The 21,262-nt window shown below is 68.0% G+C and carries 16 protein-coding genes; 3 read left to right on the top strand and 13 right to left on the bottom strand.

Translation table 11 applies throughout. From position 1 onward, the window contains the following. Positions 1-55: 55 nt before the first annotated feature. Positions 56-2,026, bottom strand: a complete 1,971-nt coding sequence (locus tag F3J15_RS22370; protein WP_166894085.1) for an APC family permease — start codon at positions 2,024-2,026, stop codon at positions 56-58. Between the two features lie 489 nt (positions 2,027-2,515). Here F3J15_RS22370 and F3J15_RS22365 point away from each other — a divergent pair, with 489 nt between their 5' ends. Beyond that, positions 2,516-3,379 carry a crotonase/enoyl-CoA hydratase family protein gene (locus F3J15_RS22365; RefSeq protein ID WP_069250818.1) on the top strand — a complete coding sequence of 288 codons (864 nt, stop codon included), beginning with the start codon at positions 2,516-2,518 and terminating at the stop codon, positions 3,377-3,379. 48 nt (positions 3,380-3,427) lie between these two features. Here F3J15_RS22365 and pdeR read toward each other — a convergent pair whose 3' ends face one another. From pdeR to F3J15_RS22345, 4 genes are all read right to left on the bottom strand, one after another. Next, positions 3,428-5,431 carry a cyclic di-GMP phosphodiesterase gene (gene pdeR, locus F3J15_RS22360; RefSeq protein WP_166894083.1) on the bottom strand — a complete coding sequence of 668 codons (2,004 nt, stop codon included), beginning with the start codon at positions 5,429-5,431 and terminating at the stop codon, positions 3,428-3,430. 566 nt (positions 5,432-5,997) lie between these two features. Further along, complete coding sequence (locus F3J15_RS22355; RefSeq protein ID WP_166894081.1) at positions 5,998-9,648, bottom strand: hydantoinase B/oxoprolinase family protein; 3,651 nt, start codon at positions 9,646-9,648, stop codon at positions 5,998-6,000. A 121-nt stretch (positions 9,649-9,769) separates the two neighbouring features. After that, positions 9,770-11,068, bottom strand: a complete 1,299-nt coding sequence (locus F3J15_RS22350) for an MFS transporter (protein WP_166894079.1) — start codon at positions 11,066-11,068, stop codon at positions 9,770-9,772. Between the two features lie 83 nt (positions 11,069-11,151). Beyond that, positions 11,152-11,925, bottom strand: coding sequence for a putative hydro-lyase (locus F3J15_RS22345; RefSeq protein WP_069250814.1), 774 nt, complete (start codon positions 11,923-11,925; stop codon positions 11,152-11,154). A 205-nt stretch (positions 11,926-12,130) separates the two neighbouring features. On the opposite strand from F3J15_RS22345, the gene F3J15_RS22340 reads away from it, so the two are divergent. After that, positions 12,131-13,063, top strand: a complete 933-nt coding sequence (locus tag F3J15_RS22340) for a LysR family transcriptional regulator (protein WP_166894077.1) — start codon at positions 12,131-12,133, stop codon at positions 13,061-13,063. A gap of 81 nt (positions 13,064-13,144) precedes the next feature. Continuing rightward, the gene (locus F3J15_RS38130) at positions 13,145-13,270 is read left to right on the top strand and encodes a hypothetical protein (RefSeq protein WP_275691234.1); all 126 of its coding nucleotides are present in this window, start codon (positions 13,145-13,147) and stop codon (positions 13,268-13,270) included. Between the two features lie 36 nt (positions 13,271-13,306). Here F3J15_RS38130 and F3J15_RS22330 read toward each other — a convergent pair whose 3' ends face one another. From F3J15_RS22330 to F3J15_RS22295, 8 genes are all read right to left on the bottom strand, one after another. Then, the gene (locus tag F3J15_RS22330; protein WP_240158951.1) at positions 13,307-13,621 is read right to left on the bottom strand and encodes a hypothetical protein; all 315 of its coding nucleotides are present in this window, start codon (positions 13,619-13,621) and stop codon (positions 13,307-13,309) included. Positions 13,622-13,654: 33 nt separating this feature from the next. Continuing rightward, positions 13,655-13,981: an antibiotic biosynthesis monooxygenase gene (locus tag F3J15_RS22325; protein ID WP_089447119.1), complete on the bottom strand. Its 327-nt coding sequence runs from the start codon at positions 13,979-13,981 to the stop codon at positions 13,655-13,657. Between the two features lie 65 nt (positions 13,982-14,046). Next, a complete protein-coding gene (locus tag F3J15_RS22320) occupies positions 14,047-15,033 on the bottom strand; it encodes a YkgJ family cysteine cluster protein (RefSeq protein WP_166894075.1) in 987 nt (328 codons plus the stop codon). Beyond that, positions 15,027-15,824 carry a MetQ/NlpA family lipoprotein gene (locus F3J15_RS22315; protein ID WP_240158955.1) on the bottom strand — a complete coding sequence of 266 codons (798 nt, stop codon included), beginning with the start codon at positions 15,822-15,824 and terminating at the stop codon, positions 15,027-15,029. The genes F3J15_RS22320 and F3J15_RS22315 overlap by 7 nt, the downstream gene beginning before the upstream one ends. A gap of 8 nt (positions 15,825-15,832) precedes the next feature. Next, positions 15,833-16,888, bottom strand: coding sequence for a formylglycine-generating enzyme family protein (locus F3J15_RS22310; protein ID WP_166894071.1), 1,056 nt, complete (start codon positions 16,886-16,888; stop codon positions 15,833-15,835). Between the two features lie 16 nt (positions 16,889-16,904). Next, the gene (locus F3J15_RS22305; protein WP_166894069.1) at positions 16,905-18,863 is read right to left on the bottom strand and encodes an arylsulfatase; all 1,959 of its coding nucleotides are present in this window, start codon (positions 18,861-18,863) and stop codon (positions 16,905-16,907) included. A 213-nt stretch (positions 18,864-19,076) separates the two neighbouring features. Next, positions 19,077-19,796: an SDR family oxidoreductase gene (locus tag F3J15_RS22300; protein ID WP_069250807.1), complete on the bottom strand. Its 720-nt coding sequence runs from the start codon at positions 19,794-19,796 to the stop codon at positions 19,077-19,079. A gap of 136 nt (positions 19,797-19,932) precedes the next feature. Next, positions 19,933-21,240 (bottom strand): MFS transporter, encoded by a 1,308-nt coding sequence (locus F3J15_RS22295; RefSeq protein WP_069250806.1) that lies wholly within the window; start codon positions 21,238-21,240, stop codon positions 19,933-19,935. Positions 21,241-21,262 lie beyond the last annotated feature (22 nt).

The following is a 21,262-nucleotide window of genomic DNA, read 5'->3' as shown; positions in this document are numbered from 1 at the left end:
CGATACGTCAGGTTGATACCGTTTTCATCTGCGGGGTGGGCCGTTTCACCCGCCGCTACCCGACGTTCATCGGCAGCAGCACCATCTGCTTGCCCTCGACGTGCAGGCGCGCCTGCAGCTCGACGGGCGTCTGGTTGTGCAGCCAGGCCGTGAGGAAATTCACGCGCCGGAAGATCAGCTTGCTCGCGAAGCACACGGCGTTCGGGTATTCGTCGAGCGTCGACGAAGCCAGGTTCATGAATTCGACGACGGGGTTCGTGCCGAACGCGATCCGGTAGTCGGCCGCGATGCCGTTGCGGCGGCAGTGCGCGACATAGTAGTCGAGCGCTTCAGTGATCGCATGGCGCAGCCGTTCGAGATGCTCGTGACCGTCGTACGCCTTCGCGTCGACTTCGCCGACCGCGAGGAAGATCACGTTGCGGAAGTGCCCGGGAAACAGGCGGTTGACCCACAGCAGCGCGTGCATGCTCGCGCCGCGATGCTTGCCGACCAGCAGCACGGCCGTCGGCTGCGACGGGTCGGGCTTGCCCGGCGCGGTGGCCTCGTCGACTTCGGGCGTCTTCCCCGAGAACAGCGCGTCTTCCTTCGCAAGCTGTGCACGCGTATAGGCGTAGTGGCGGTTGATCATGAAGCACAGCGCGATCACCGCGCTCGTCACGAGCACCGTGAGCCAGCCGCCCGCCGTGAACTTCTCGATCAGCGTGATGACGAGCACGGTTGCCGTCACGCTCAGCCCGAGTGCCGACAGGAAGAAGTGCTTGAACCAGCCCTGCTCGCGACGATGGCGCCACCAGTACGTGCACAGCCCGAGCAGCGACAGGCTGAACGTGAGGAACACGTTGATGCTGTACAGCACGACGAGCACGTCGACGCTGCCGTGCGTCCACAAGAGGATCAGCAGGCTCGACAGCCCGACGACGATGATGCCGTTCTGCCGCACGAGGCGCGTCGACAGATCGCGGAAATGGCGCGGCACCCACGAATCCGACGCCATGTTCGACAGCACGGCCGGGCCGTCGAGGAAGCCCGTCTGCGCGCCGACCATCAGCAGCCCGGCCTCGAACGCGAGCACGGCCGCGAGCAATGCGTGGCGCGCGAATGCCGAGCCGAGCCCGAGATGGTCGATCACGCTGCCGAACACGACCGCGTTGAGCGTCTGGCCTTCGACGGGCCGTGCGTGCCACAGCATGTACAGCAGGATGATGCCGCCGGCCGTGAACGCGAGCGACGTCGACATGTACCACATCGTCACCTTGCCGTTCGGCACGCGCGGATCGGCGAGCATGTTCACGTTGTTCGACACGGCCTCGAGGCCCGTGTAGGTGCCTCCGCCGAGCGAGAACGCGCGCATCAGCAGCGCGAGCAGCACGAACAGGCCGAGCGACTGCGACATGCCGTGCGCTTCGTGCACGGCGTCGGGCACCACCATCGCGAGGCTGCTGCCGTGCACGGCAACGCCATACACGATCAGCCCGAAGTGCAGGATCACGAAGCCGATGAAGATCGGCAGCAGCACCATGATCGATTCGCGCATTCCGCGGAAATTGAGCCCCGTCATCATCAGGATCAGCACGATCTCGGTCGTGAGCTTGAACGCCTGCGCGCTCACCGGCAGCAGGCTGAAGAACGCGTCGACGCCGCTCGCGAGCGACGTCGCGACGGTCAGCACGTAGTCGACCAGCAGCGCCGCGCCGGATACCAGCCCCGGCTTCGAGCCGAGCAGCGACGTCGCGACGCGATACCCGCCGCCGCCGGTCGGGAACAGCTCGATCACCTGGTTGTAGCCGAGCGCGATGATGAACACGGTCGCCGCCGTCGCGAGTGCGAGGAACAGCGCGAGCGCATGGTGCTGGCCGAGCGCGAGAAACGCCTCCTCCGGGCCGTAGCACGACGACGATAGCCCGTCGGCGCCGAGCCCGACCCAGGCCAGCAGCGGCGTCACGGCGATCGCATGCCGCGTGCGCGGATCGAGCGGGTCGAGCGGCTTTCCGACGAGCAACTGCCACACTTTCTGGAACGTGGTCATGGTCCCCTCCCGGCACGCCTGGCGCCACGCGCGGCGTGATCCTTTAAAGCTAATCGACGCACGGGCGCGGCGCCAGTCCGCATCTTCCATAGGGGCCGCACGGCGGCCCGGCACCGCTTTCAGCATGTAAGCGGACAACGCCGGCGGCCACGCGCCGGATCGGCCGTTTACACGCATTCGCGCAACGCGGCGAACCTGCACGGCACCCTTTCCGGCCGCCTTCGCACGCCTGCCGGCCCCGCCCGACGCACTGTCCCACGCGCCGCCCACCGCCGCCCGATACCGGCCAGCCGTGCTCGCCGCCACCCTCCCCGCCCGCGCCGATGCGACCGCCACCCGCGTCCCGGTCGTGCGTGGTTCCTCGCAATTCGACTTTTGTGCGCGCGCAACAATGGCGATGCCTCGCGCCCGGCGCCCTGCAGGACACTCGCCTCCCGCTCGGCACCGGGCACGACGGTCTTCAAAAACCACATCTCACGAGGACATACCATGCAACTCCAATCCCATCCCGCGTGCCGCCCGTTTTATGAGGCCGGCGAACTCACGCAACTGACTGCCTTTTATGAAGAGGGACGTAATGTCATGTGGATGATGCTGCGATCGGAGCCGCGGCCGTGCTTCAACCAGCAACTCGTTACCGACATCATCCATCTCGCGCGCGTCGCACGCGACTCGGGCCTGCCGTTCGACTTCTGGGTGACGGGCTCGCTCGTCCCCGAGCTGTTCAACGTCGGCGGCGACCTGAGCTTTTTCGTCGACGCGATCCGCAGCGGCAAGCGCGACCTGCTGATGGCCTATGCGCGCTCGTGCATCGACGGCGTGTACGAGATCTACACGGGCTTCGGCACCGGGGCGATCTCGATCGCGATGGTCGAGGGCAGCGCGCTCGGCGGTGGCTTCGAGGCCGCGCTCGCGCATCACTACGTGCTCGCGCAGAAGGGCGTGAAGCTCGGGTTTCCCGAGATCGCGTTCAACCTGTTCCCGGGCATGGGCGGCTATTCGCTCGTCGCGCGCAAGGCCGATCGGGGCATTGCGGAGGAACTGATCTCGACCGGTGAAGCGCACGCCTCCGAGTGGTACGAGGATCGCGGGCTGGTCGACCAGACGTTCGACGCGGGCGACGCGTATCTCGCGACGCGCACCTTCATCGACGTGACGAAGCCGAAGCTGAACGGGGTACGTGCGATGCTGCGCGCGCGCGAGCGGGTGTTCCAGCTGACGCGTTCCGAGCTGATGGACATCACGGAAGCGTGGGTGCACGCGGCGTTCACGATCGAGCCGAAGGACCTCGCGTACATGGAACGCCTCGTGATGCTGCAGAACCGGCGCGTGTCGAAGCTGCGCACGGTGTAATGCGGCGGGCGCCGCCGCTGGCTGGCGGCGCCCGTTCATGAACGAAGCTCAGGCGATCAGCCTGAGCTTCCTCGTCTCCGCGAGCCACGCCTCGAACGCCTGTGCCGGCATCGGGCGCGCGTAGTAGTAGCCCTGCGCATGATCGACGTCGATCTGCTTGAGGAATTCGGCTTCCGCGTGCGTTTCGACGCCTTCGGCGACCACCGCGAAATTCAGCGCCTTCGCGAGCGACACGACCGAGCGCACCAGCGCCTGCGAGCGCGGATTGCGGTCGATGCCCGTGATGAAGCTGCGGTCGAGCTTGATCGCGTCGAGCGGCAGGCGCGACAACTGCGACAGCGACGAATAGCCGGTGCCGAAATCGTCGAGATGGATCTCCGCGCCGAGGTGGCGGAACTGCCGCATCAGCCCATTGGCCGCATCCTCGTCCTCGATGAAGCAGCTCTCGGTCAGCTCGATGTCGAGCAGGCCGGGCTTGAGCCCCGCGGCGTCGAGGATCGACGCCAACTGGTGCACGATGTTCATGTCCTGCAACTGCCGCGCGGACACGTTTACCGCGATCCGGATGCCGAGCCCCTTCGCCTTCCATGCGGCGGCCTGCGCGGCCGCGGTACGCATCACCCAGCGTCCGAGCGGCGCGATCAGGCCCGACTCCTCCGCGAAGCGGATGAACTCGACCGGCGCGACGAGCCCGCGATCGGGCGACTGCCAGCGGATCAGCGCCTCGACACCGTGCACGTCGCCGGTCGCGATATCGACGACCGGCTGGTAGTGCAGCACGAACTGCTCCTCTTCGAGCGCCTTGCGCAGGTTCGTGTCGAGCCACATGTACTTCGCGACCTTCTGGTTCATCTCCAGCGAGAACACGCGATACGTATGCTTGCCCTCCTCCTTCGCGACGTACATCGCGGTATCCGCGCTGCGGATCAGCGTCTCGAGCGAGTCGCCGTGCTGCGGATGCATCGCGATGCCGATCGAGCAGCTCGTGTAGACCTCCATCAGCCCGAGATGAATCGGCGTGCGCAGCCGTTCGAGAATGATCTGCGCGGTCGCTTCGAGCAGCGGCCGCGTGCCGTGCTCGAACAGCACGAGGAATTCGTCGCCGCCGAGCCGCGCGAGCGTCGCGCCGGACGGCAGGCAGCCGCTGATGATCTTCGACACGTCCTGCAGCAGCCGGTCGCCGGTGATGTGCCCGTAGTGATCGTTGACGCGCTTGAAGTTGTCGAGATCGAGGAACAGGATGCCGACCTGCCCGCGCGTCTCGGCGGTCTCGGCGGCGATCGCCGCGTGGATGCGCTCGCTGATCGCATGGCGGTTCGGCAGACCGGTCAGCACGTCGGTGTTCGCGAGTTCGATGAGCCGCTGCTGCGCGTTGCGCTCCTCGGTGATGTCGATGCCCGAGCAGATCAGGAACTGCTCCTCGACGCCGCTGCCGCTCTGCACGAACTTGTTGCGGAACTGGAACAGGCGCGGCCCGTTGACCGTGTTGATGTAGCGCTCGACCGCGAACGAGTGGTTGCTCGCGAAAAAGCCCGTGATGTTGGTGCGCGACTGCGCGCCCTGCTCCGGGCTCATGAACAGCTCGAACGCGCTGCGGCCGATCACGTCGACCTCGCGCTTGCCCGTCACTTCCTCGCACAGGCGGTTGAAGCGCTGCACCCTCCCGTTGCGGTCGAGGATCACCACGAGCGAATTCACTTCGGACACGACCTGCTCGGCGAACGCGAGCCCGTGCGAGAGATCGCCCGCGACGGATTCGGCATCGGAATAGGCGCAAGCCGTTCCGGCCCAGTCGGTCGTGTCGACCTTCCTGCCGACGAGATGGAGCTTGACCGGTTCGCCGAACAGCGCGATGTCGAGCACGAGGTGCGACGTGACGCCGGTCAGCGCGCGGACACACGCGGCCTGTTCGCCCGTCAGTGCGACGGCGACGTTGGTCAGGCCGCGGACGGCCGCCAGTTCGAGTGCGTTGCTGTCGCTGCCGAGACGCCAGCAGGGGCTGCGCGTACCGACGTGCGCCTCGAGCACCGCGCTATCGTTTTCGTCATCCATGGAGACGCCCCGATCCAGAAAAAAACGCACAGTGTAGACGGAGGCGAGCCGGCCGACCGCCGTTCCGGGCCGCGCGTCATGCGCGCCCGGCAAGGCGGCCGTGATTGCCGTGATGATGGGCCTCGTCCCGTACTTTGTTTCCCGCTAATGCGACCCGGCGTTCGCGCGTCATGCGCGCAGGTGCTGCCTAACGAATGATGAGAGCCATCTTATCAAATGACGATCAGGAATGGCACTCACAATTAGAGCAGAGTGTCAAGGAATTGGGACTCGATTGGCAAGCCGGATTTTTCATGATTGGCAGGCTGATCAATCGCGGTTGCGGCGGTGCGCAACGGGTACGGCGAGTCGGGCTGAGCGCCCCGCCAGGCGGGCATTTGCGGCTGATTTCAGGATTCGGCGGCGGCGCTTCGGAAGGCGCGTGGAGACGGGGCCGGATCGCCCTCCGGCGACCCGGCTTTCCGTCGATTTTGATTCCTTTCGTGCGTCAATGCGCGGCTTTATTCCACAGTCCGTTGCAATGCCGTACGAGCACCGGCGCGGCGCGCCGGCACCGGCTGCACGGCTCAGCCCGCCGCGCCGTATCCGCCGCCGCCCGGCGTTTCGACGACAAATACGTCGCCCGGCGCCATCTGCGCGCGGCCGATATGGTCGAGCGCCTCGATCGTGCCGTCCGCGCGCTCGATCATGTTGCGGCCGAGCGCGCCGGCCTCGCCGCCCGCCGCGCCGAACGGCGCGTGGATCCGGTTGTTCGACAGGATCGACGCGGTCATCGGCTCCAGGAAGCGAATCCGCCGCACCGCGCCGTCGCCGCCGCGCCAGCGCCCGCCACCGCCCGACCCGGCGCGGATCCGGTGCGAGTCGAGCCGCACCGGGTAGCGCCATTCGAGCACCTCCGGATCGGTGAGCCGCGAGTTCGTCATGTGCGTCTGCACCGCGCCGACGCCCGCGAACCCGTCACCGGCACCGCTGCCGCCCGCAATCGTCTCGTAGTACTGGTAGCGATCGTTGCCGAATGTGAAGTTATTCATCGTTCCCTGGCTCGACGCGACGCAGCCGAGCGCGCCGTACAGCGCGTTGGTGATGGCCGACGACGTCTCGACGTTGCCCGACACGACCGCCGCCGGATACTCGGGGTTCAGCATCGAGCGCGCGGGCACGATCACCGTGAGCGGCTTCAGGCAGCCGGCGTTCAGCGGGATGTCGTCGCCGACCAGCGTGCGGAACACGTACAGCACGGCGGCCATGCACACGGCCTTCGGCGCGTTGAAGTTGTTGTCGAGTTGCGCGGACGTGCCCGTGAAATCGATTTCCGCGCGCCGCGCCGCCCGGTCGACGCGGATCGCGACGCGAATCTCCGCACCGTTGTCGAGCGGATAGCGGTACGCGCCGTCCTGCAGCGCGCCGATCACGCGCCGCACGGCTTCTTCCGCGTTGTCCTGCACGTGCCCCATGAACGCGAGCACGACGTCGCGGCCGAACTGCGCGACCATCCGGCGCAGTTCGTCGACGCCCTTCTGGTTCGCGGCGACCTGCGCGCGCAGGTCGGCCATGTTCTGCTCGACGTTGCGCGCCGGGTAGCGGCCCGATGCGAGCAGCGCGCGGGTTTGCGCATCGCGCAGCGTGCCGGCCGACACGAGCTGCCAGTTGTCGATCAGCACGCCCTCCTCGTCGATGTGGGTCGAGTCGGGCGGCATCGAGCCCGGCGTCGTGCCGCCGATGTCCGCGTGGTGGCCGCGCGAACCGACATAGAACAGCGGCGCGTCCGAGCCGTCCGCGAACACCGGCGTGATGACCGTTACGTCCGGCAGGTGCGTGCCGCCGTGATACGGGTCGTTCAGCATGAACACGTCGCCGTCGCGCATGCGGCCGCGGTTGCGCTCGATCACCGTGCGGATGCTCTCGCCCATCGAGCCGAGGTGCACGGGCATGTGCGGCGCGTTCGCGATCAGGTTGCCGTCGCCGTCGAAGATCGCGCACGAGAAGTCGAGCCGCTCCTTGATGTTCACCGAGTACGCGGTGTTCTGCAGCCGCAGCCCCATCTGCTCGGCGATCGACATGAACAGGTTGTTGAAGATCTCGAGCCGCACCGGGTCGGCATCGGTGCCGAGCGAGCGGCGCGTCGGCAGCGGCGTCGTGCGTGTCAGCACGAGGTTGCCCTGCGCGGTCATCTGCGCGCGCCAGCCGGGCTCGACGACGGTCGTGCCGTTCTTCTCAGCGACGATCGCCGGGCCGTCGATCGCGTCGCCGGCCAGCAGCGTGTCGCGCACGTAGAGCGCCGCGTCGTGCCATTGGCCGCCGGAATGGAAGCGCACCGCGGAATGGGCGCGTAGCGCGGCTGCGTCGCCGTTGCCCAGGTTGCGCGGCGCGAGCGGTGCGATCTCCACCGGCGCGTCGGAGCGGCCGATCGCCTCGACCGAAGCGAGCTCGGCGACGAGCGGCGTGCCGGGCATCAGGAACGCGTAGCGCTGCCGGTAGGCGGCCTCGAACGCCTGCTGCATCGCTTCGACGCTGCCGGCCGGCACGTCGAGCGCCGAATCGGTGCCCTGGTAGCGCAGGTGCACGCGCCGCTCGGTCGCGATCCGCTCCGGCGGCACGCCCTGTTCGAGCAGCGCGCCGACGGCTTCGTCAGCCAGCCGGCCGAGCGCGGCATTCAGTGCCGGCAATGAATCGTCGGACAACACGGCCTCGACCGCACGCTCGCGCATCGCGGTCTGGTCGGCGAGGCCCATTCCGTATGCCGACAGCACGCCCGCGAGCGGATGCGCGAACACCTGCGTCATGCCGAGCGCATCGGCCACGCCGCACGCGTGCTGGCCGCCCGCGCCGCCGAACGTCGTCAGCACGTAGCGCGACACGTCGTGGCCGCGCTGCACGGAAATCTTCTTGATCGCATTCGCCATGCTGCCGATCGCGATTTCCAGGAAGCCTTCGGCGAGCGCCTCGGGCGTCTCGCGCCGCCCGGTCGCCGCGTGGATCTCGTCGGCGAGCGCCGCGAACTTCGCGACCACGCCGTCGCGGTCGAGCGGTTCGTCCGCGTGCGGGCCGAACACGCGCGGGAAATGATCGGGCTGGATCTTGCCGAGCATCACGTTGCAGTCGGTCACCGTCAGCGGGCCGCCGCGCCGGTAGGCCGCCGGCCCCGGGTTCGCGCCGGCCGACTCGGGCCCGACGCGCAGCCGTGCGCCGTCGAAGCCGAGCACCGAGCCGCCGCCCGCGGCCACCGTATGGATGCTCATCATCGGCGCGCGCATCCGCACGCCGGCCACCTGCGTCTCGAACACGCGCTCGAACTCGCCGTGATAGTGCGACACGTCGGTCGACGTGCCGCCCATGTCGAAGCCGATCACGCGCTCGAAGCCGGCCGCCTGCGCGGCGCGCACCATCCCGACGATGCCGCCGGCCGGGCCCGACAGGATCGCGTCCTTGCCCTGGAATGCGTCGGCGCGCGTCAGCCCGCCGCTGCTCTGCATGAACTGCAGGTTCACGCCCGGCATCTCGTGCGCGACCTGCTCGACATAGCGGCGCAGGATCGGCGACAGGTACGCGTCGACGACGGTCGTATCGCCGCGCGACACCATCTTCATCAGCGGCGACACCTCGTGCGACACCGACACCTGCGTAAAGCCGATCCGGCGCGCGAGTTCGGCCAGCATACGTTCGTGCGCGGTGTAGCGATAGCCATGGATCAGCACGATCGCGAGCGCACGCACGCCCGAGTCGAACACGCGGCGCAGCGACGCTTCGGCACCCTGAACGTCGAGCGGCACGACGATGTCGCCGTGTGCGCCGATACGCTCGTCGATCTCGACGACGGATTCGTACAGCGCGTCGGGCAGCACGATGTCGAGATCGAACAGGCGCGGCCGGTTCTGGTACGCGATGCGCAGCACGTCGCGAAAGCCGCGCGTCGTCGCGAGCGCGGTGCGTTCGCCCTTGCGTTCGAGCAGCGCGTTGGTCGCGACCGTCGTGCCCATCTTCACCATGTCGACGCGCTCGGGCGTGATCGGCTCGCCGGCCGCGAGGCCGAGCAGGTGGCGGATCCCGGCCACGGCCGCGTCGCGGTACTGCTCGGGGTTCTCCGACAGCAGCTTGTGCGTGACGAGCGTGCCGTCGGGCCGACGCGCGACGATGTCGGTGAAGGTGCCGCCGCGGTCGATCCAGAATTGCCAGCGCGCAGTGTCGGAGGGAACGGGGGAAAGGTGTCGGTCAGTCATGATGTCGGGTCGATGCGTCGTGGAATCGAGGGATGAGCGCCGCCGCACGGCGCGCGTCGCGCGCCGTGTCACGGGGTCGGTCAAAGGGGAAGAAAAACGAAGGGCGGGCCGCCCCCGCCGCTTATGCGGCGTCGAGTTCGCGGCCGCGCGTCTCGGGCAGCGTCAGCGCGGCGACGATCACCACGCCGTATGCGGCGACCGCGAAGATGCCGATGCTCGTGCCGAGCCCGTATTGCTTGGACAGCGCGCCGATCAGGAACGGGAACAGCGCACCGATCGCGCGGCCCACGTTGTAGCAGAAGCCCTGGCCGGAGCCGCGCACGCGGGTCGGGAACAGTTCGGTGAGGAACGCGCCCATCCCCGAGAAGATGCCCGATGCGAAAAAGCCGAGCGGGAAGCCGAGCCACAGCATCGACGCGTTGGTCAGGTTCAGCGACGTGTATGCGAACGCGATCACCATCGAGCCGACCGCGAACAGGATGAAGTTCGGCTTGCGGCCCAGCCGGTCGGTCAGGTACGCGCTCGTCAGGTAGCCGACCCACGAGCCGAAGATGATCATCGCGAGATAGCCGCCGGTACCCATCACCGTGAGGTGCCGCTCGGTCTTCAGGAAGGTCGGCAGCCACGTCGTGATCGCGTAGTAGCCGCCCTGCGCGCCGGTCGTCAGCAGCGCCGCGCGCAGCGTCGTCGTGATCAGCTTCGGCGCGAAGATCTCGGTCAGGCGCGGCGCGTCGGCCACTTTCGCCTGCGCGGCCTTCTCCTTCGCATAGACGTCCGGCTCCTTCACGTAGCGACGGATCGCGACGACCAGCAGCGCGGGCGCCAGCCCGACGAGGAACAGCGCGCGCCACGCCTGCTCGGCCGGCAGCACCGAGAACAGCAGTGCGTACAACAGCGCGCACAGCCCCCAGCCGATCGCCCAGCCCGACTGCACGAGGCCGACCGCCCTGCCGCGATCGCGCGCGCGGATCACTTCGCCGATCAGCACCGCGCCGGCCGTCCATTCGCCGCCGAAGCCGAAGCCCATCAAAGCGCGCGCCGCGAGCAACTGGTGGTAGTTCTGCGCGAGCCCGCACAACGCGGTAAACACGGCGAACCACAGCACGGTGAGCTGCAGAGTGCGCACGCGGCCGATCCGGTCGGACAGGATGCCGGCGATCCAGCCGCCGGCCGCCGACGCGAGCAGCGTGATCGTGCCGATGAAGCCCGCATCCGCGAGCGAGATGCCCCAGGTCGCGACGAGCGTCGGGATCACGAACGACAGCATCTGCGTGTCCATCCCGTCGAGCATGTAGCCGACCTTGCAGCTCCAGAACGCGCGTCGCTCGCGCGGCTGCGCGTCCCCGTACCACGAGAACAGGCCGTTGCGCTCGGGGCTCGCGGGCTCCGCGGCGTGCGCCGCGAGGGTCTTGCTTTCCATGGTGGTGCTCCTGTCGTTATGCGCCGTCAAATGATTGTCGCGCGTGCGGCGTGCCGTGCGGGTCGGGTTGTCGTCGTCCGGGCTCAGAACACGGCCAGCGACGCGTTCGTAATGTCGGTCATCAGCATGTGGCCGGGCGTGTGCGCGATCGCGATCGGCAGCTTCGCGTCCATCAGCGCGGTTTGCGGCGTCACGCCGCATGCCCAGAACACCGGCAGCTCGCCGTCGCGGATCGTGACCGCGTCGCCGAATTCGGGCGCGTTCAGGTCGGCGATACCCAGTTCGCGCGGATCGCCGAGATGGATCGGGGCGCCGTGCACGCCCGGAAAACGGCTCGTGATCTGCACCGCGCGAATCGCGTCGGCGCCGCGCAGCGGCCGCATCGACACGACGAGCTGGCCGCCGAAGATCCCCGCGCGGCGATTCGGAATCGACGTGCGGTACATCGGCACGTTGCGCCCCTCCTCCACATGACGCAGGCCAATCCCTTCGCGCGCCAGCATGTCCTCGAACGAGAACGAGCAGCCGATCGCGAATACGACGAAATCGTCGCGCCACAGTGCTTCGAGCGATTCGACACGTTCGGTCAGGCGGCCGTCGCGATAGACGTTGTAGCTCGGCACGTCGGTGCGGATGTCGAGATCCTCGCCGAGCACGTCGACCCGGAACGCGCCCGGTTCGCCGACGCCCAGCAGCGGGCAGGCTTTCGGATTCGCCTGACAGAAGCGCAGGAAATCGTGCGCATACGCATCGGGCAGGATCGCGAGGTTCGCTTGCGCGTACGGGCCGCAGTGGCCGGCGGTCGGGCCGCGGAACGCGCCGTGGCGCACGGACTGGCGGAATTCGGAAGGCGTCATGGGGTTCTATCGCAGGTCGGTGTGTCGTCGGGATGACGGTGCCGTGTCATCGGATACAGCGAAGAGTAGAAAAGAAAAAATTTTGTCGCCAACGAGTTTTTTTGCGCTTCGTGTATAGAATTTCTTAACGGGTCTCGGGGTTTTCCCCGGCTCCGTTCACTTTTCCTCACCGGCAAAGTGCGCGCTCACCCTCCGTCCGCCCGCCATGAACACGCGTTTTCTCGAAACCTTCGTCACGCTCGCGAAGTTGCGCAACTTCCGCACGACGGCCGCCGCGCTGCACGCGACGCCGGCCGCGATCTCGCAGCGCCTGAAGGCGCTCGAGGACGAACTGCAGACGGTACTCGTCGACCGCGACAGCCGCGAATTCCGGCTCACGCCGAACGGCGAATACCTGCTCGGCTATGCGAAGGCCGTGGTCGAGGCGACCCAGGAGCTGCAGGCCGCCGCCGCCGGCGAGAGCGCGCTGCGCGGCAAGCTGCGGCTCGGCGTGATCGAAACCGTTGTGCACAGCTGGCTGCCGCACTACCTGCGGCGGCTGGCGGCCGATTATCCGCAGCTCGAGATCGACCTGACCGTCGACGTCAGCGTCGTGCTGCAGCGCCGTCTGATGGCCGGCGAACTCGACCTGATCATCCGCGTGGAAGGCAGCGACGAGGCGTCGGTCGTGTGCGATGCGCTCGCGAACTATCCGGTGCGCTGGATCGCGCGCGCGGGGCTGCTGCCGAACACGCGCACGGGCCTCGCGCGGCAGGTGCTGCGCCAGCCGATTCTCACCTACGGGCGTGGTACGGCGCCTCATCGTGCGCTCGAAGATATCGTCCGCACGCTCGCGCATGCGCACGGCGTGCCGTTGTCGGACACGCGCATCACTGGGTCGCCGTCGATCTCGGTGATCGTGCAGCTCGTGCGCGACGGTTTCGGCGTGGCGGCGATTCCGGTGCTGTTCGTCGATGCGTTGATCGAAAGCGGTGAAGTCGTGGAGCTGCCGCTGCAGCCGTCGCCGCCGTCGATCGTCGTGTCGATGTCGCGGCGGGCCGATGCGCCGCGGTTCGTGCATGGCGCATCGATTGCGGCGCGGGCGGCTTGTCATGAGTATTGCGAGAAGAGCAAGCGGTTGCTGGTCGAAGCGCTTTGACGCGGTGTGGGCCGACGGATGGCGAGGCCGGGCATCGATCACCGCAAGCTCATCGACGCGCAGACGTCGGTCAAGAATGCGATGTTCCCGATCTGGCAGCGCGTGGAGCAGGCGGAGCCGAAAGACGGCGAAGCGCAACGCGCCGACTGCATCCACACCACCATGAAGTCGAAAGGCACCGCCACACAAACGCGCGGCCGTGCCTGAATCACCCGGCATCAATCAGCCGGGGGCGCTCCTACTTCAATGCGACCGCCCCGTATCCGTCCCCGGCGCGAACTCGATCCCCCGCAGCACTTCCGCGAACTTCGCAGTCCGCAGCACGGCGAACTGCTCACGTGCAGCCGTCGCCGCGCTCGTGCTCTTCAACATGTCACGCACTGCAACCAGCCGGTTCGGATCCGCACCGATGTCGCCGTTGCCGCTGACCGTCGACGTAATCGCCCAGATCGTCACCGTGCCGTCGCGTTCGACGCGGCCCGTCAGGTTGCGCAGGCCGGCCGTCGCCGGTGCCCACGGCAGGCCCGTGGCCGAATTGTTGCCCGCCGGATTGTTCATCCGTAATTCGAAAAAAATGAATCAGACAGCCAATCAGGCGGATTGGCCTGCATGCGGCTGCGTGAGCTTGCCGTCGCCATACTCGCGCAACACTTTCGAAATCACGACGCGATAGCCGTCCAGCCAGCGCGCCTGCTTCGTCTTTGCCTCGAGATGTGCCGGGTGCTGCATCAGCTGGTGCAGTGCCGCCTCCGACTCCCAGTAATAGACGTTCTGGATCAGCCCCGATTCGGCGTTCTCCCACGTCTCCTCGCCGAGATAACCGGGCGTTGCGCGCGCCATGTCGGCGATCTGCCGGTCGAGCCGGTGGAATTCGTCGTCGTATTGCCCGGCACGGAAAATGAAGGTTGACGCGTACATGCCTGCTCCATCGAAAGCGATTGAAAGAGCGCCGATTGTAAGGCACGTGCGGCAGGCCGCCGTCGTTACGTGGCGATCGTATCGAGGTCGGGCAGGTCGGCGAGCCACGCGTCGATGCGCGGTGCGTCCTCGCGGATGCCGGCCGCGGGCGCCGGCATCGCGGCCAGTGCGTGCCGTGCCCGTTCAAGCGCCTGCGCGAAGCCGCGCAACTCGCGCGTCGCGGGCCGATCGTCGGCATGCCGGCGCGCGAGTGCTGTTTCAATGTTCATACCGATCAACGCGAGTTGCGCGTCGATGAATTCAACGCAGCGTGTGCGGCAATACGCGGATACCGGTGCGACGGCCAGCAGGACCGGCACGATCGACACGGTCAGGTAGCCGCCGGGCGCAAGCCGCGACAGTGCATGACGCACATCCTGCCCGCCGTCGGTCAACGATGCGAACACGGCATCCCGCCACACCGCGCGCTCGAACACCAGCGCATCGCGATACGCGTCGAGCGCCGCACGGTCCGCGACCTGTCCGGCCGTCACCAGCGGAATCGGGAATGACGATTCAACGGACGATTGCGTGCTCACCGTTTCGACGATGCAGTTCGCGCCGAGCCATCCCGCATCGTCGCGTCGCGCGGCCAGCACGCGGGGCTGCAAGCGGTCGGGCAGCATCGGATCGAGCGGCACCGCGCGGCAGATCGACGGCTTGTCCGCATGCACGCTGCAGCGTCCGTCGTCGGCCAGCGCCGCGCAACGGCCGAGCGACGGATAGTCGTAGCCCTGCAGCGTCAGCGCGATCCATTCGCTCCCCGGGCCGCCGGCGCGATGAAACAACCGCGCCGCCAGCGCATCGGAAGCCGCGACGTCCTCCGCGTCGAGCACGTGTTCGCGGCCGCCCGCCCACCAGCGCTCGCCCGCTCGACGCTTCGGCACGCGGCGGATCGTCAGCGCACCGACGAAGCGATGCCGATGCCGGAACAGTTCGCGCAACGACAGCGTCGGTGCGCTGTTGCAGCAGCGTCCGCATGCGTTGCACGCGAGCAGCCAGGTGTCTACCACGGCCGGCGCACCGAATCCTGGTAGCGCGTGAGGATGAAGCGCGCGACGTCGTCCGAGTGATACGCGGCGACGAGCTGCGTCACCCACGGCTTCGCGCGATCGGCGTCGCGCACCGTCAGCACGTTCGCATACGGCGAGCGCGCATCCTCGATGCTGATGCTGTCGCGCGCGGGCTGCAGCCCGGCACGCGCGGCATCGTCGCTGTCGATCGCAACGAACGCGGCCGTGTCGAGCGCAGCATAAAGGCGATCGCGACGCAGCGCGACGAGCTTCAGCCCGAGCCGGTTGCCGGTCACGTCGCGCAGCGTCGCACGCAGCCCCGCCCGCTCGCGCAGCGTCACCAGCGTGTCGTTTTGCAGCAGCACCAGCGCGCGTGCCATCCCGCGCGGATCGGCGGGAATCGCGACCGTCGCACCGGGCTGCAGTTCGTTCAGGTTCTTCAGCGTGCGCGAATAGAGCGCCATCGGCAGCGTGACGGTCGGCGCGATTTCGGTCAGCGCGTAGCGTTTCTGCGCGCGCGTCGCGGCGAGCTGTTGCGCATCCTCGAAGCTGGCTGCGTCGATCCGGCCGTCGGCCAGCGCCGCGTCGATGCGCGATGCATCGTCGAATTCGACGACGTCGATGCCGAATCCTCGCGACGCGGCGACCCGCTTCACTTCGTCCAGGATCTGCGCATGCACACCGCGCGTCACGCCGACGCGTACCGCCGGCGCGGCCGATTCGGCGGCAACGGCCGAACCCGAATGAACGATCACGCACGCCGCCATCAGCCACGCGCCCACGCAAACCATGACGCGCTTCATGACGCATCCCTCAGAATCGTGCGAAACCCGATATGCGACGCGCCGAGATCGGCTTCCTGCTGTTCGCGCGACGACGCGCGATAGCGCACGCAGTAGTCGCGCGAGCACAGGAACGAGCCGCCCTTGATGACCATCGGCGTATCGTGCCGGCGCGTCGGCGGCGCGACGGCCGCCGTGTCGCCGTTCGTATGCGGCTGATGCGGGCCCGTGTACGTGTCCTTGGTCCATTCCCATGCATTGCCGATCATGTCGTAGAGCCGGAACCCGTTCGCCGCGTAGCAGCCGACGGGCGCGAGCCCCGCATGGCCGTCCTCGGCCGTGTCGAGCACCGGGAACACGCCCTGCCAGTAGTTCGCGGCCGGCTTGCCCTGCGCATCGCGCGGCGCCGCGTCGAGCGATGCGTCGTCGCGGCCGGCCTTGCCCGCGTATTCCCATTCGGCCTCGGTCGGCAGGTCGCGGCCGAGCCAGCGCGCATATGCGAGGGCATCGCGCTGCGTGACGAGCGTGACGGGCAGGTTGCCGAGCCCGTCGACACCGCTGCCCGGCCCGCGCGGATGACGCCACGACGCGCCCTTCACCCACGACCACCATGCCAGGTCGCGCGCGTTCATCTCGTCGCGCGTCGGCACATGGAACACGGCCGCCCCATCCTGCTGCTCGGCCTCGGTCACGTAGCCGGTCGCCTGCACGAACGCGGCGAACTGCGCGATCGTCACGTCGGTCTGGTCGATCCAGAACCCGCCGACACGCGTGCGGCCGTCGCCCGCCGGGCGCTCGTCCGCATAGCCGCGCGTACTGCCGAACACGAACGCGCCGCCACGCAGGTGCACCATCCCGGCCTTCGGGTCGTCGCGCCATCCGGCCGGCAGCCCCGAATAGCGCGCGCACTGTCGCTCCGAGCCGAGCGGCGCGAGCGCGCGGCCGCGATTCGCGTCGTCGAATGCGCCGCCCGCCGGTGCGACGGGATTCGCATAGCCGGCCGCGAACGCGGCGGCGAACAGCGTGCCGGCCAGCGCCGCGCCGATGGTCCAGAACCGGAACCGGAACCGCATCGTGTCGCTCCCTGGCTCAGTAGTAGCCGCGCGGACGCAGCGGTTCGACACCGCCGACGTTGCTCATGTAGGTCTTCCACTGGTCGACGAGCGTGCTGATCACCGACGGGTTCTGCGCGGACACGTCGGTCGTCTCGCCGCGATCCGCCGCGAGGTCGTACAGCTGCCAGTGACCGTCGAGCGGCCCGAGCGGCGGCTCGGTCCACAACGCCTTCCAGCGGCCGTCGGCGCTGCGCAGGTACGCGCGGCCGTACGCTTCGTCGCCGAACGGCGCGGTATGCACCTCGCCCGTCGCCGTGCCCGTCAGCACCGGCAGCAGCGACTGGCCGGTGACCGGATACACGTAGCGGTTGTTGTAGATCACCTTGCCCTTGTTCTGGTCGACGCCCGTCAGTGTGTTGACGAGCGGCGGCGCCGGCTGCGACGGCGGCGTGACGCCTGCGACCGCGAGGAACGTCGCCGTGTTGTCGGTCACGTGCGTGAACGCGCGCAGCGTCGGCAACTGCTGCGTCTGGCCCGGCAGGCGCACGATCGTCGGCGTCGAGACGCCGCCTTCGGCCGAATAGCCCTTCGTGAGCCGGAACGGCGACGCGCTCACTTCGGCCCAGCGCAGCCCGTACTGCAGGCGCTGCGCGTTCTGCTTGCCGTTGTCGGTGCCGAGCGTCGAGTAGATCGGGTCCTGCCCGTTCGCGGTGTCGGTCGCCGTCGGGTCGGCGCCGCCGTCGATCGGCCAGCCTTCCGCGCCGTTGTCCGACTGGAACATGATGAACGTGTTGTCGTATTCGCCGATGTCCTTCAGGTGCTGGATCAGCAGGCCGATGTTGTAGTCGAGGTTCTCGACCATCCCCGCATAGATCTCCATGTAGCGCGCCTGTGCCTTACGCTCGGCCGGCGACAGGCTCGACCACAGCTTGTCGACCTTGCCGGGGCCGTAGTCGCTGTAGCCGTCCGCGGCCGAATGCACCGCGCTGATGTATTTCGCGGCGGCCGTGCCATTGTTCGCGGTCGCGGGCGACGCGGCCGTCGTTTCAGGCAGGCCGTCGAACGGCTTGAAATCGGCGGGGATCAGGCCGAGCGCCTTCTGCCGTGCGATCCGCGCGTTGCGGATCGCATCGTAGCCGGCGTCATACACGCCCGCGTACTTGTGCAGCCACGGCTCGGGCACCTGCAGCGGCCAGTGAGGCGACGTGTAGGCCGCGTACGCGAAGAACGGCTTGCCGTCGCGCTGGTTCGAATCGATGTACGAGATCAGCTTCTGCGTATAGAAATCGGTCGAATAGAACACGGCCGGGCTGCCGCCCGTGCCGCCCGGCTGCCCGGGCTGGCCAGGCTGCACGTAGCGGCCGTCTTCCGTGTAGTTCGACGAGCCGGCCGGCTCGTGCGCGAAGTGATTCGTCGCCGCGCCGCCGAGCAGCACGTAGCTGCGCTCGAAGCCCCACTGGTCGGGTGTCTGCCCGCTGCCCGTCGCGCTGCCGACGATCCCCGAGCCGATGTGCCACTTGCCGGCGATGTACGTGTGGTAGCCGGCATCCTTCAATAGTTGTGCGAACGACAACGCACGGTCGTTCAGGTACCCCTCGTAGCCGGGCAGCCCGCGCCGTTCGTCGGTCGGTACGCCCATCGTGCCTTCGCCGACGAGATGGTGGTCGGTGCCGGACACCAGCATCGCGCGCGTGATCGCGCAGACGGTGCCCGTGTGATGGTTCGACAGGATGCGGCCCGACGCGACGAGCGCGTCGAGGTTCGGCGTGTTGATCTCGCCGCCGAATGCATGGATGTCGGAATAGCCGAGATCGTCGGCCATGATGTACAGGATGTTCGGGCGTTTCGCGGCCTGCGGCGGCGTGGTGTTCGTCGGTGGCGACGATGTATCGCTGTCGACGCCGCCGCACGATGCGAGCGACAGCGCGCCGGCAATCGCGGCGCAGACGACACGGAAACGAAAAGCATGTAACGGCGACGCGGACTTTTTCATTGTTGTGAACGCTCGATCTACGGGATCGGCGATCTTAGCGTCGCATGCGCGGCACCCAAAGTCCGATTCGTCACATGCTAACGGGGTGGCGGAATATGCGCGCAAGCAGAATGCCCGCCATCAGCGCGCCCACATGTGCGCGCCCGCGATCCGCGCCGAAACCGGCCGCTGCCGGGCGCCAAATCCACGGCGCCCGACGCGTCGACGTCGGCGTCAGCTGCGCCCGCCGAGACTGCCGCCGCCGTCCACGGCCAGCACCTGCCCGGTGACGAAGCCGGCTTCGTCCGACAGGAAGAACGCAATCGCCGCGGCCACATCGTCGGGCGTGCCGAGCCGGCGCGCGGGAATCGTCGCGAGTACCTTGCGTTCGGCTTCGCTGCCGACCGGCCGCGTCTGCCGGAACAGTTCCGTCTCGATCGGGCCCGGCGCCACCGCATTGACGGTCACGCCGTGTTCGGCCAGTTCGAGCGCCCACGTGTGCGTGCAGCCGACGAGCGCACTCTTCGCGGCGGAATACGCGGTGCGATCGAGGCTGCCGAAAATCGCGCGGCTGCAGATGTTGACGATGCGCCCGTGGCCGCGTGCCTTCATCGCGTCCGCGAAGTGCTGCGTGACCTGGATCGCGGCCCGCACGTTGAGATCGAACACGGTCTGCAGCGACTGGAAATCGATCTGTCCGAGCGGTTGCGGCAACACGATGCCCGCATTGTTCACGATGCCGTCGACATCGTGCTGCTCGCTGATGCGTGCAAGCGCCGCCGCTGTCTGTTCGATGTCGGCGAGATCGCATGCGTGCAATTCGCCGGGGAAGTCGATGCCCTGCGCGTGACGCGCAAGACCGATGACGCGATGGCCGCGCCGTGCGAGCAACGCGCTGATCGCGAGGCCGATGCCGCGCGATGCGCCGGTGACGAGATACGTGCGAGATGACATGTGTGCTCCCGAAGTCCGTTCACGTGAGTAGCGTGGAGAGAAGTTTCCGGGGCGGAAGCCCGGAACCTGCGCTTTCGTCGGACGATTCTACGTGCGTAACGGGACTTACGTCGTGTCGCATCGGCGCGCGCAGCAGTCAGCCGGCCCGCCCCGCCGCGACCGGCATCGCGCGTCGCGACGCGATCCGCAACGCCAGCACGCCGCCGGCCAGCAGCGCGACCGCGACGAGCAGCAGCGCGAGGTCGTACGAATGCGTGACGTCCTTGATCCGCCCCATTACCGGCGGCAGCGCGAGCCCCGCGATGTTCGCGACCGCGTTGATCAGCGCGATCGACGCGGCGGCCGTGAGACCCGACACGTATTCGGTCGTCACGGCCCAGAACACGGGCGTCGCAGCCCAGTTGAAGCCGACCGCGAGCACGAGCAGCGCATACGCGACGGGCAGCGTCGGCGTATAGATCGCCGCGATCAGCAACGCGCCGGCCAGCAGCATCGGCACGCCGAGATGCAGCGCGCGTTCGCCGCCGAGATCCGAATGCCGGCCGTTCACGTACATCGCGACGCACGCGAACAGGAACGGCAGCGCGGACAGGCTGCCGACCGCGAAACTCGATTGCCCCGACAGGCTTTTCACGAGCAGCGGCAGGAACAGCGTGAGGCCGATCGTGCCGAACGCCTGCAGCAGCCAGAACGCGGCGAGCGCCCATACCTTGCCGTCGCCGAACGCACGCCGCAGCGCGACGCCGTGCGACAGGTGCTCGCGCGGCGCGCTGTCGCGCAGTGTCGCTTCGAGCCACGCCCGCTCGTCGGCCGGCAGCCAGCGCGCATGGGCGGGCGTGTCGGGCAGGCGGCGCAGCACGACGAAGCCGAGCAGCAGCGCGGGCACGCCTTCGAGCAGGAACAGCCAGCGCCAGCCCTCGATGCCGAGCACGCCGTTCAGGTTCAGCAGCGCGCCGGACAGCGGCAGCCCGATCACCGACGCGAGCGTCGCACCGATGTAGAAGAACGACATCGCGCGCGCACGATCGCTCGGCGGATACCACGCCGACAGGTAGTAGATGATGCCCGGCGTGAACCCCGCTTCCGCCGCACCGAGCAGCAGGCGCATCGCATAGAGTTGCCCCGGCGTATGGACGGTGCTCATCGCGGCCGCGACGATGCCCCACGTGATCATGATCCGCGCGATCCAGCGGCGTGCGCCGACCCGCGCGAGGAACAGGTTGCTCGGCACCTCGAACAGGATGTAGGTCACGTAGAACAGCCCCGCGCCCAACCCGTACATTTCGGCGCTCAGCCCGAGGTCGGCGTTCATCTGCAGCGCCGCGACCGAGATGTTCGAGCGGTCGATGTACGCGACGAGGTACAGCAGCATCAGGAACGGAATCAGGCGCAGGTTCAGGCGTCGCATCGTCGCGGCGTGCAACGGCGGGGCGGCAGCGGTCATCACGGTGTCTCCTGGTTCGTCT

This window comes from Burkholderia sp. Ap-955 (genome assembly GCF_011753045.1).
Lineage (GTDB): Bacteria > Pseudomonadota > Gammaproteobacteria > Burkholderiales > Burkholderiaceae > Burkholderia > Burkholderia lata_D.
Note: the sequence above shows the minus strand (reverse complement) of the source record. Positions and strands in the feature narration are given on the sequence as shown.

Bases quoted from the DNA above. Each gene is read 5' to 3' on its own strand.
- F3J15_RS22350 (WP_166894079.1), bottom strand. From the start codon at position 11,068: ATGGAAAGCAAGACCCTCGCGGCGCACGCCGCGGAGCCCGCGAGCCCC.
- F3J15_RS22355 (WP_166894081.1), bottom strand. From the start codon at position 9,648: ATGACTGACCGACACCTTTCCCCCGTTCCCTCCGACACTGCGCGCTGG.
- F3J15_RS22370 (WP_166894085.1), bottom strand. From the start codon at position 2,026: ATGACCACGTTCCAGAAAGTGTGGCAGTTGCTCGTCGGAAAGCCGCTC.
- F3J15_RS22315 (WP_240158955.1), bottom strand. From the start codon at position 15,824: ATGGTTTGCGTGGGCGCGTGGCTGATGGCGGCGTGCGTGATCGTTCAT.
- F3J15_RS22310 (WP_166894071.1), bottom strand. From the start codon at position 16,888: ATGCGGTTCCGGTTCCGGTTCTGGACCATCGGCGCGGCGCTGGCCGGC.
- F3J15_RS22300 (WP_069250807.1), bottom strand. From the start codon at position 19,796: ATGTCATCTCGCACGTATCTCGTCACCGGCGCATCGCGCGGCATCGGC.
- F3J15_RS38130 (WP_275691234.1), top strand. From the start codon at position 13,145: ATGTTCCCGATCTGGCAGCGCGTGGAGCAGGCGGAGCCGAAAGACGGC.
- F3J15_RS22305 (WP_166894069.1), bottom strand. From the start codon at position 18,863: ATGAAAAAGTCCGCGTCGCCGTTACATGCTTTTCGTTTCCGTGTCGTC.
- F3J15_RS22325 (WP_089447119.1), bottom strand. From the start codon at position 13,981: ATGTACGCGTCAACCTTCATTTTCCGTGCCGGGCAATACGACGACGAA.
- F3J15_RS22365 (WP_069250818.1), top strand. From the start codon at position 2,516: ATGCAACTCCAATCCCATCCCGCGTGCCGCCCGTTTTATGAGGCCGGC.
- F3J15_RS22345 (WP_069250814.1), bottom strand. From the start codon at position 11,925: ATGACGCCTTCCGAATTCCGCCAGTCCGTGCGCCACGGCGCGTTCCGC.
- pdeR (WP_166894083.1), bottom strand. From the start codon at position 5,431: ATGGATGACGAAAACGATAGCGCGGTGCTCGAGGCGCACGTCGGTACG.
- F3J15_RS22340 (WP_166894077.1), top strand. From the start codon at position 12,131: ATGAACACGCGTTTTCTCGAAACCTTCGTCACGCTCGCGAAGTTGCGC.
- F3J15_RS22330 (WP_240158951.1), bottom strand. From the start codon at position 13,621: ATGAACAATCCGGCGGGCAACAATTCGGCCACGGGCCTGCCGTGGGCA.
- F3J15_RS22295 (WP_069250806.1), bottom strand. From the start codon at position 21,240: ATGACCGCTGCCGCCCCGCCGTTGCACGCCGCGACGATGCGACGCCTG.